The sequence below is a fragment of the Cupriavidus sp. L7L genome (assembly GCF_004353535.1).
Classification (GTDB): domain Bacteria; phylum Pseudomonadota; class Gammaproteobacteria; order Burkholderiales; family Burkholderiaceae; genus Cupriavidus; species Cupriavidus oxalaticus_A.
On record NZ_SMNY01000064.1, the window covers coordinates 39,049 to 48,311 of the forward strand.

7 protein-coding genes are annotated in these 9,263 nt (G+C 65.2%); 3 read left to right on the top strand and 4 right to left on the bottom strand.

Going from position 1 to position 9,263, the window contains the following annotated elements; genetic code table 11:
• Positions 1–24: 24 nt before the first annotated feature.
• Positions 25–1,386 carry an MmgE/PrpD family protein gene (locus tag E1J61_RS34990; RefSeq protein ID WP_133098391.1) on the top strand — a complete coding sequence of 454 codons (1,362 nt, stop codon included), beginning with the start codon at positions 25–27 and terminating at the stop codon, positions 1,384–1,386.
• 319 nt (positions 1,387–1,705) lie between these two features.
• Here the strand turns inward: E1J61_RS34990 and E1J61_RS34995 are convergent, their stop codons facing one another.
• Both E1J61_RS34995 and E1J61_RS35000 read right to left on the bottom strand, forming a co-directional pair.
• Positions 1,706–2,638, bottom strand: a complete 933-nt coding sequence (locus E1J61_RS34995) for a LysR substrate-binding domain-containing protein (RefSeq protein ID WP_133098392.1) — start codon at positions 2,636–2,638, stop codon at positions 1,706–1,708.
• Positions 2,639–2,708: 70 nt separating this feature from the next.
• Positions 2,709–4,115, bottom strand: a complete 1,407-nt coding sequence (locus E1J61_RS35000) for an amidase family protein (RefSeq protein ID WP_133098393.1) — start codon at positions 4,113–4,115, stop codon at positions 2,709–2,711.
• A 212-nt stretch (positions 4,116–4,327) separates the two neighbouring features.
• On the opposite strand from E1J61_RS35000, the gene E1J61_RS35005 reads away from it, so the two are divergent.
• Positions 4,328–5,239: a LysR substrate-binding domain-containing protein gene (locus E1J61_RS35005; RefSeq protein WP_133098394.1), complete on the top strand. Its 912-nt coding sequence runs from the start codon at positions 4,328–4,330 to the stop codon at positions 5,237–5,239.
• Between the two features lies 1 nt (position 5,240).
• Here E1J61_RS35005 and E1J61_RS35010 read toward each other — a convergent pair whose 3' ends face one another.
• Both E1J61_RS35010 and E1J61_RS35015 read right to left on the bottom strand, forming a co-directional pair.
• Positions 5,241–6,704, bottom strand: coding sequence for an amidohydrolase family protein (locus E1J61_RS35010; protein WP_133098395.1), 1,464 nt, complete (start codon positions 6,702–6,704; stop codon positions 5,241–5,243).
• A gap of 20 nt (positions 6,705–6,724) precedes the next feature.
• A complete protein-coding gene (locus E1J61_RS35015; RefSeq protein ID WP_133098396.1) occupies positions 6,725–7,708 on the bottom strand; it encodes a tripartite tricarboxylate transporter substrate binding protein in 984 nt (327 codons plus the stop codon).
• Positions 7,709–7,782: 74 nt separating this feature from the next.
• Here E1J61_RS35015 and E1J61_RS35020 point away from each other — a divergent pair, with 74 nt between their 5' ends.
• The gene (locus E1J61_RS35020; RefSeq protein WP_243737107.1) at positions 7,783–8,949 is read left to right on the top strand and encodes an MBL fold metallo-hydrolase; all 1,167 of its coding nucleotides are present in this window, start codon (positions 7,783–7,785) and stop codon (positions 8,947–8,949) included.
• Positions 8,950–9,263 lie beyond the last annotated feature (314 nt).

The window sequence follows — 9,263 nt, forward strand, 5'->3', positions numbered from 1 at the left end:
GGCGATCGCGCCGCACGAGGGAATATGCCGGACGACCACCCCGGTGCGGCGCTTGCCCGCTTTGCCGCAGGCCTGCGCTACGAGGCGATTCCACAGCCCGTGGTAGCGACCGTTAAGTCACTCTTCCTCGACTGGATCGGCTGTTCGCTCGCTGGAAAGGGACATCGTGCGATTCGTATGCTGGAGTCCTTTGCCGAGCGTATGGGACCCACCGATGGAACAAGCGAGCTTCTTATCTCGCGACGGCGGACATCGCCCTTCTTTGCAGCCCTGGTCAATGCCGCCGCCTCCAACGTGGTCGAGCAAACTGACGTTCACAACGGCGCCGTGCTCCACGCCGGTGCAGTGGTGTTCCCCGCAGTCCTGGCCGCTGCCCAGGATGCCGGCAGTCCGGGGCACGAGATCATCGCGGCAGCCGTGGCGGGATATGAAGTGGGAGTTCGCGTTGCGGAATACCTCGGACGGTCGCACTATCGCATCTTTCACACGACTGCCACGGTGGGAACGCTTGCCGCAGCGGTTGCCGTGGGCAGGCTTCTACGGCTCGATTCGCAACGTATGCTAGCCGCGCTGGGTTCAGCAGGAACGCAAGCCGCAGGGCTGTGGGAATTTCTCGGTGATGGGGCCGATTCGCGCCAACTCCACATTGGCAAGGCCGCTGCCGACGGACTGTTATCCGCCTATCTTGCGCTCGACGGCTTTACCGCCGCCAAGCGCATCCTGGATGGCAGGCAAGGATTGGCCGCGGCCATGTCCAACGATGCCGATGCCGCCCGGCTACTCGACCGACTGGGCACCCGATGGACAACGGCGGAGACGTCGCTCAAATGGCATGCATCGTGCCGGCACGCCCATCCTGCCGCCGATGCCCTGCTCGCCTTGATGCGCGCCGAAGGACTGCAGGCCGGTCAGATACACCACGTGACCGCGGGCGTGCACCAAGCCGCGCTCGACGTGCTACATGGCGGCGTCGGCGAAGAAACGGTCGACCAGGCAATGTTCTCTATCACAACGGTACTGGCATTGATCGCCGTTCATGGTCGCGCTGGCACCGAGGAGCTCTATGGCGCCATGCGGACAGCACCGGAGGTCGAGGCCTTCCGCACCCGTGTGTCAATGAAATTGGACAACGAGGTCGATGCCGCGTATCCGCAGCGATGGATCGGCAAGGTACGCGTGGTCACGGCCGACGGCCGCGAGCTCGAGTCCGTCGTCCGTATGCCCAAGGGCGACCCCGCCAACCCGCTTACTGACGAGGAGATCGAGCAAAAGCTGCTGCGGCTGGCCCGCTTTGCCGGAGGAGCAAGCCCCGACGAAATCGCCGTTCTCATCCAGCAGGTCCGGAACATGGAGAACTGGTCCCGGACACCGCGGATGCTGTCGTAGGCGCGACGTGACCGATCGGATTTGCCGAGCCGGATGCACACCGTCTGGGAACGCAAAATTGGTTGAAAGCACCACAACTGCGCGTTATCGTGCCCTATCGCCGCGTCCGGGCAACGCGACCTTTAACTACCTCGGCCTCGCGCGCCCCGTCTCACCTTGCAGGCCAAGGCTAGCAAAAGCGCGACGGCTGTACCCCGTTCCTACCGTTCGGCAGGCGCAACATCTCAATGGGACCAACCATTGGGGACGCCCGACGAGTTGGGGCATCGCTGCACCCTGCAGCTCCGCATCTCGACGCGCGACATGTCTGTCACCAGGGTTACGACCGGTCTCCACCCTCCTCCGCAAGCTTGGCAATCAGCTCCACCAGCCACCTCAGGCCGGCGTCGCTGTCACGAGCCGCGGTCCAAATCGCCGCCACGGTGAAGTCCGGCATTGGCACAGGCGACTGAAACTGGTGCAGCCCGTGGGCCGTGCACCATTGCTCGGCCAGTACCTCTGGCACCGTTGCCAGCGCGGCAATGCGCTGCAAGATCGCCGGCACGCTGGCAAAACGTGCGCTGCTGTAGCACACGTGGCGGGCGCGTCCCTCCGTGGCCAGCCAGGCGTCCGCGGCACTGTCGAAGGCGCCGCGATAGGACACCAGCACATGCGGGAGGCGCAGGTAGTTGGGCAGCGACAGGCATTTGTCGCCATCGAGCGGGGCAGCGCCATAGACACAGCGAAAGCCCATGGTGCGCAGCTCGCATTCACGGCGCCAGGCCGGGCCTTTGGCGAAAGGGCCCACGCCGAGATCCATCCCGTTGCGCTCCAGCATGTCGGTGCCGCGGAACGGGTCGGTTGGCACGATTGAAAGTCGCACCTGCGGCGCGAGTTCCCGGAGCTGCGTAAGCATGCGCGGCGCCAACCACAGTTCGACCCAGTCGGGCATGCCGACCACGAAGGTGCGGTCTGAAGTTCGCGGGTCGAACTCGCGGCGCTGAAGCAGCGCGGCCTCAATCTGCGCAAGCGCCGGCATCAGATGCCGTTCCAGTTCGAGCGCCCGCTCGGTCGGCGCCATGCCTTGCGCGGTGCGAACCAGCAGCGGGTCGTCGAACAATTCGCGCAGTCGCGCTAGTGCACCGCTGACCGCGGGCTGGCCAAGGTGCAGGCGCGCCGCGGCGCGCGACACGCTGCGTTCGCACAGCAGCACGGACAGCGTCACAAGCAGGTTCAGGTCGACACCACGAAAATGGCTTTCCTTGATACTCACGCTGGTTTCCTTGTCTGGTGGACGCTCGCACTGAAGCATCACCCGAAGCGGGCCGCATGGCAACTGATCGCTACAGCGCGGGCGTGGTGGGCGGTGCACGGCGGTGCCGGGTCAGCTGCTCGAACGCCGATGCCATGGCCAGCAGTTTGGCATCGCTGCCGGCTCGGCCCAGCCAAGACACGCCCGCAGGTATGCCCGCGGCGGTAATGCCCATTGGCACGCTGACCTCGGGAACGCCGGCGGCGCTGGCCAGATGCATCGCGGCGAGCGGCTGCTCGGCATGGCAATGGTAACTGGCATCGGCCATGTCGAAGCGCGGCGATGCCGGGCACGCGAGCGTCGGAAAGACCAGCGCATCCAGGCCGTTGGCCGTCAACTGTTCGTCGAGCAGGCCACGCCAGCGCCGCGCCGCGGCAACGCCGGCTCCGGCCCGCTGGTCTCGTGTCGCGATTGCGTGGCGCAGTGCAGCCAGGGTCAGCGGGTTGACCACGCGCGCGCCGGCGTCGCCACCGGCTTCCATGCGCATGAGAAGTTCAGCGGCGCTGTGCGGCGCACCAGCGGCGGCCTGCGCCAAATACTGGTCAAGCCCGCGCACCGATTCAACACGCGTGATCTCGCCGAGTACATCTGAGTACAGCGTCAGCGCGCCAGCGGGCAGGCGCACGGGAATGACCTGGGCGCCAGCGGCCTGCATCGCTGCGGTCGCGACGTCGAGCAACGCGTCGATTTCATCGTTGCCACCGGCGAAATCCGCCACAATGCCGAGCCTGCGGCCGGCTAGCGTCTCCGTTTGCGTGCCAAAGCCGTGCCCTGGGGCCAGCACGGCCATCACCAGCGCCACATCGGCCGCACTGCGGCCCAGCGGCCCGACGGTGTCGAACGACGCCGCCAGCGGCAGCACGCCGGCGCTGTCGAGCAGGCCATGGGTTGGTCGCAAACCTGCCAGAGCGTGCACACAGGCCGGCCCGCGCACTGAGCCGAACGAGTCGGTGCCGAGCCCGAACGCGGCGAAGCTGGCTGCTACCGCCGCACCGGTGCCGCTGCTGGAACCGCTGGCATTGCGCGACAGGCGATAGGGGTTCAGCGTGAGGCCGTTCGCCGAGCTATAGCCGAAGCGTCCGTTGGACGCCGCCAGCTCCGACATATTGGACTTGGCCAGCACGATGGCGCCGGCCGCACAAAGCCGCGTCACGCACGCGGCATCGGTGCGCGGGTAGGCCTCCCGCAGCGCCGTGCAACCGGCCGTGGTCGGCATGCCGGCAACATCGATGTTGTCCTTGACTACCATCGGTATGCCGTGCAACACCCCGCGGGGGCCGTGTGCGCGCAGTTCCTCGTCGAGCATGCGCGCATTGTCCATCGCGGCGGCGTTCACGCCGCTGATGGCGTTGATGCAGGGGCCGGCCTGGTCGAAGGCAGCGATGCGGGCGAGAAAAGATGCAACCAGCGCCTGCGCGGACGTTCGGCCGTTGCGCATGGCCTCGGCGATGTCGCTTAGTGAAGCCTCAAACGGATCAAGGTGAGCAAATTGAGCAGGGGAAACGGCGGGCATCGGTCTCACTGGCGACAATGGGATGCATTGCATATTGGCTACTCGGCGCCGCCTAGGCAATGGATGTTTCATCGCAGGTTCTTTCCATACCGGAATGAATAGATGACAATACTCAGCCCTCCACACTGCACCGCCCCATGAAAAGCACAACCGGACGCCACTTGCCCGCGCTGGCGAATCTGATCGCGCTCGAGACCACGGCACGCAATGGCAGCGTCACCGGCGCAGCCGAAGAGTTGTGCCTGACGCAGAGTGCGGTGAGCAAGCAGATTACCGAGCTGGAAGATTTTCTCGGCGCGCGCATGCTGAATCGCCGCAAAGGCGCGGTGGCGGCGACTCCCGCCGGCGAGGAATACCTCAGGAGCGTGCGCAAGGCGCTCGCCATGCTCGAGGAAGCGACGCTGGAAGTCCAGTCAGGCCGCGCCGCGGGCGGCCGGCTCAACCTGTCGGTGCCGGTGTCGCTGGGCAATATTTGGCTGCTTCCGCGCCTGCTCAGGTTTGCCAAGGAACAGCCACAGATCCAGCTAAACGTCACCACCAAAGTCGGCCCGGTCGACCTGGAAAGCACCGGGCTCGATGCCGCGATCATGTATTGTGGCGCGCCGCCGCCGCGCCATTTCGCACTGAAGGTCATGCCGCTGGAACTCTATCCGGTGTGCGCGCCCGAGCTGTTGCCCGGCGGCGGCACGCTGGCCAAGGCGCTCAAGCGCATGCCCTTGTTGCACCAGATCGCGGCGCTGGAGGCGTGGCCGGCCTACTTGCAGCAGATGGGGATACGGCTGGCGCATCCTGACGATGGCCCGCGCTACGGCCTACTCACCATGGGACTGCAGGCCGCAGTGAGCGGCATGGGCATAGCCCTGCTGCCCGACTACGTGACCACCGATGACATCAACGCGGGACGATTGCTGCGCGTGGCCACCGAGCCCTACGTTTCGCCCAAGGCTTACTACTTCATCTGCCTCGAAGAGAAACGCGACAGCCCGGCGATGCAGACTTTTATCGCGTGGCTGCAGCAGCAAACCGCATGCGAGCGCCAGGCGCCGTAGGCTACTGCGTCCCCGCCGAGTCTGCCCGCACCAGCGTGGACGTGACGAAACGCCCCGGGCGGCTGCTGACAGGTATCCCGTCGCGCAGCGTGGCCTGTCCGGCGACGAACACATGGCGCACGCCTGTTGCGGGCCGCTGCGGGTCTTCGAACGTGGCACGGTCTTGGATCGTTGCCGGATCGAACACAGTGATATCCGCGACATGGCCGGTACGCAACTCGCCGCGCCGCTCCAGCCCGAAGCGCTGCGCGGCCATGCCGGTCATCTTGTGCACCGCGCGCTCCAACGGAAACAAGCCCAGGTCGCGCGAATACAACCCTAGCACGCGCGGAAATGTACCCCACAGCCGCGGGTGCGGCGTTTCGTCCGAAGGGATGCCATCCGAGCCGACCATGGTATCCGGATAGGACAGGATGTCGCGCACGTCGGCCTCATCCATGATGAAGTACACGGCGCCGCCCGGCACCAGTGCCTGCGCCACCTCGAGTCGAGTCCGGCCCCACTCCTGCGCCAGATCTTCCAGGTAGCGCCCGGCGGCTTCCGGATGCTGGGCCGACCAGGTGATCAGGATGCGGTCGCATTGCGTGACGCGCTCGGGGCGCAGCATGGTCGACGACGCCGCGTACGGATAGCAGTCGAGGCACAGCGGCATGGTCCGGGCCAGGCTGCGCACCTGCGCCAGCGTGTCGCGGCTGCGTCCGTGATTCTGCTTGCCCACCAGCTTGTGGTGCGAGATCACCGTCGATACGCCCAGCGCCTTGCCAATGCGCGCGGTCTCGTCAATCGCCTCGGCGATTTTGTCGCTCTCGTCGCGGATATGCGAAACCAGCACGCCGCCGAGCCGCTGCATCGGCTCGCACATGCGCACGATTTCTTCCTCGGGTGCCGCCGCCGAAGGCGGATAGAAGGTGCCGGTCGACACGCCGATCGCTCCTTGCAGCAATGCGTCTTCCACGTCCTGCCGCATGCGCTCGATTTCCGCGTCGCTGGCGGCTACGCCAAGCTGCGGCACGTGCCGTGCGCGCAGCGTCGACTGGCCGACCAGCACCGCCACATTGACCGCCGCGGGGCTGGCCGCGAACGACTCGCGGTACGCATGCACCGAATCGAAGCGGTACCCGCCACGCATGATGTCGAGCGGCGCCGGCGGAATGCTGTCGGTGACCAGGGGAAACAAGCTGATGCCACAGTTTCCGGCGATGATGGTGGTAACGCCCTGCGTCACCTTGGGCAGCATCTCGGGCGACTGGAACACCATCCAGTCGTCATGGGTGTGGGTGTCGATAAAGCCGGGCGCCACGATCAGTCCGGCGGCATCCACCTCGGTGCCGGCACGCGACGGGCCGAGGTCGCCGATTGAGACAATCTCGCCGTCGCGAACTCCCAGGTCGGCCGTGCGGCGCGGTGCGCCGGTGCCATCGATGAGGTCGCCGTTGCGGATTATCAGGTCATATTGCGAATGCATGGTGCTTGGATTTCCTCAGTTCAGTCGACCCTGGCGCCGCTCTTGCGCACCAGGTCGCCAAACTTGACGGTTTCAGATGTGATCAGCGCCCGGAAGTCGCGCGCGCTGCCGCCGAGCGGTTCGAACGACAGCTTGTCGAGTTGCGCGCGGAATGCCGGATCGCGGATCAGCGCGTTGACTTCGCGGTTCAGCCTTTCGATGACCTCGGCGGGCGTGCCCGGCGCCGCCACCAATCCGGCCCAAGCGGTCAGCTCGTAGCCCTTCAGGCCCGCCTCGCCCATGGTCGGCAGGTCGGGAAAGTGCGGCGAGCGCTGACTCGACGTGACCGCCAGTGCTCGCACGCGCTTTGACGTGATATAAGGCCCGATCGACGGCACGTTGTCGAACATCAGTTGCACGTTGTTGCCAACCAGATCCTGCAGCGCCGGCGTGCTGCCCTTGTATGGCACATGCGTGATATTCAGATTGGCCATCACTTTGAACAGCTCTCCGCCGAGGTGGCTGGTAGTGCCGTTGCCGGCCGAACCCATCGACAGCTTGCCGGGGTTGGCGCGCGCATAGGAGATCAGTTCCTGCGCCGACTTTACCGGTAGCGAATTATTGACGGCGAGGATATTGAAGGTCGTGACCAGTCCAACGATGGGGACTAGCTTGTCGGGGTCGTAGGGCAGCTTGCTGTACAGAAAGCGGTTTGTAGCCAGCGTGGCATTGTTGCCATAACCGATGGTGTAGCCGTCCGCAGGTGCCGCCAGCAGCGCCTGCATGCCTATATTGCCGCCGGCACCGGGCCGGTTCTCGACTACCACCGCCTGGCCTAGGCGCCGTGACAGCCCCTCGCCGAACAAACGCGCGACGATATCGGGCGCGCCGCCCGGTGCGGTCGGCACGATCAGGCGCACCGGCTTGTCCGGCCACGCCGCCCCTGCCATGCCTGGCGTCCCGGCCATGATGCCTAGAACGCCGATCGCCCCGGCGGCCAGGCCCTTTACCGCTAGTTTTTTCATCTGCTGTCCCCTTCTGTGGTGTCTTGGTGTGATTCAGTATCAGCGACGCACCGGGGACGTCCTAGTGAAGTTTTGTGGGTGATTATTTCCGTGGCGGAATGCACGGCGGTGTGCCGGACGACATCACCTGTGGCGATAGTCCCGATCAGTCCAATCGATTTGCGCGATGCTGGACCGACTACCACAATGGCGCCCATGTTCGCGAGTCACTACGAGGCCATGCCATGAAGTTGTCCCATTCCGCATTTATGCAACGTCTGTGGCGCGGCGCGCTGCTGGTCGGTGTGATGTTGTGTTCATCATTTGCCCTGCCCGGCTACGCCGCCGCGCCGCAGGTCGGTGTCCAAGCGCCTGGCTACTACCGGATGATGCTCGGCAAGTTCGAGATCACGGCCCTGTCTGATGGCACCGTCGACGTGCCGCTGAACAAGCTGCTCAAGGGCGCCCCGCACGAGCGAATTACCGCGCTGCAGGCGCGCGCCCATCAATCCGCGGAGGCCGCAGAGACATCGATCAACGCCTTCCTGATCAACACCGGCAATCAGCTGATCTTGGTGGACACCGGCGCCGGCCAGTTGTTCGGGCCCACTGCAGGCGGACTGCTGCCGCAGAATATCCGCGCAGCGGGCTACCAGCCCGAACAGATCGATGCCGTACTGCTGACCCACATTCACGTCGACCACTCCGGCGGCCTGTCGGTCGACGGCAAGGCGGTGTTCCCGAACGCAGTGGTCTATGTTGACCGCCACGACGCCGACTACTGGCTGAATGCGGCCAATGCCGCCAGGGCGGCACCGGGCCAGCGCCACAACTTCGCACAATCCGAAGCGGTGTTCGCGCCCTACCTGCGCGCCGGCAAGGTCAAGAGGTTTGATGGCGAGCAGGAGCTGTTTCCCGGCATCCGGCCGTTGCGCATGCCCGGCCACACGCCTGGTCATGCGTTCTTCGAAATCAGCAGCGAAGGCCAGCGCCTGCAGCTATGGGGCGACACCATCCATGCGCAGCACGTACAGTTCCCCGAGCCCGGGGTCGCCATCGATTTCGATGTCGATTCCGTCGCCGCCGTAACAATGCGCAAGCGTGCGATGGCCGATGCTGCCGCTAAGGGGTATTGGGTCGGCGCGGCACATATCGCGTTTCCCGGCATCGGCCATGTCCGGCGCGAGGGCGAGGGATTCGCGTGGGTTCCAGTGGAATACAGTCTGAACCGCGCCGCGGCGCAGGCAGACATCAATCACTGAGAAAGCGGTCGCCGTCGTGCTCGGGAGAGCGGCTATAGTATGGTTTGCCCCGCGTCGCCGGCTTCTCTCCGGCTGACCGCCACTAGCAGGTTGCTGAAGTACTCCCCGTACAAGAGGCGAGGCTTCCCCCTGCAAGGCAGTAGGCTTGCGATTTTTCACAATCTGGAAGCGGGACGTCCCTACATCGATTTTTTCGGCGGTTTGGCGCCCGATTCCGGCCTCATTACCGCGATTACTGCAACTGCGGACGGATTTGTCCCAGTGAGCGCATGCGCACGAGGTTGTAGGCGGCCATGCTCAGCACGAACATCTGG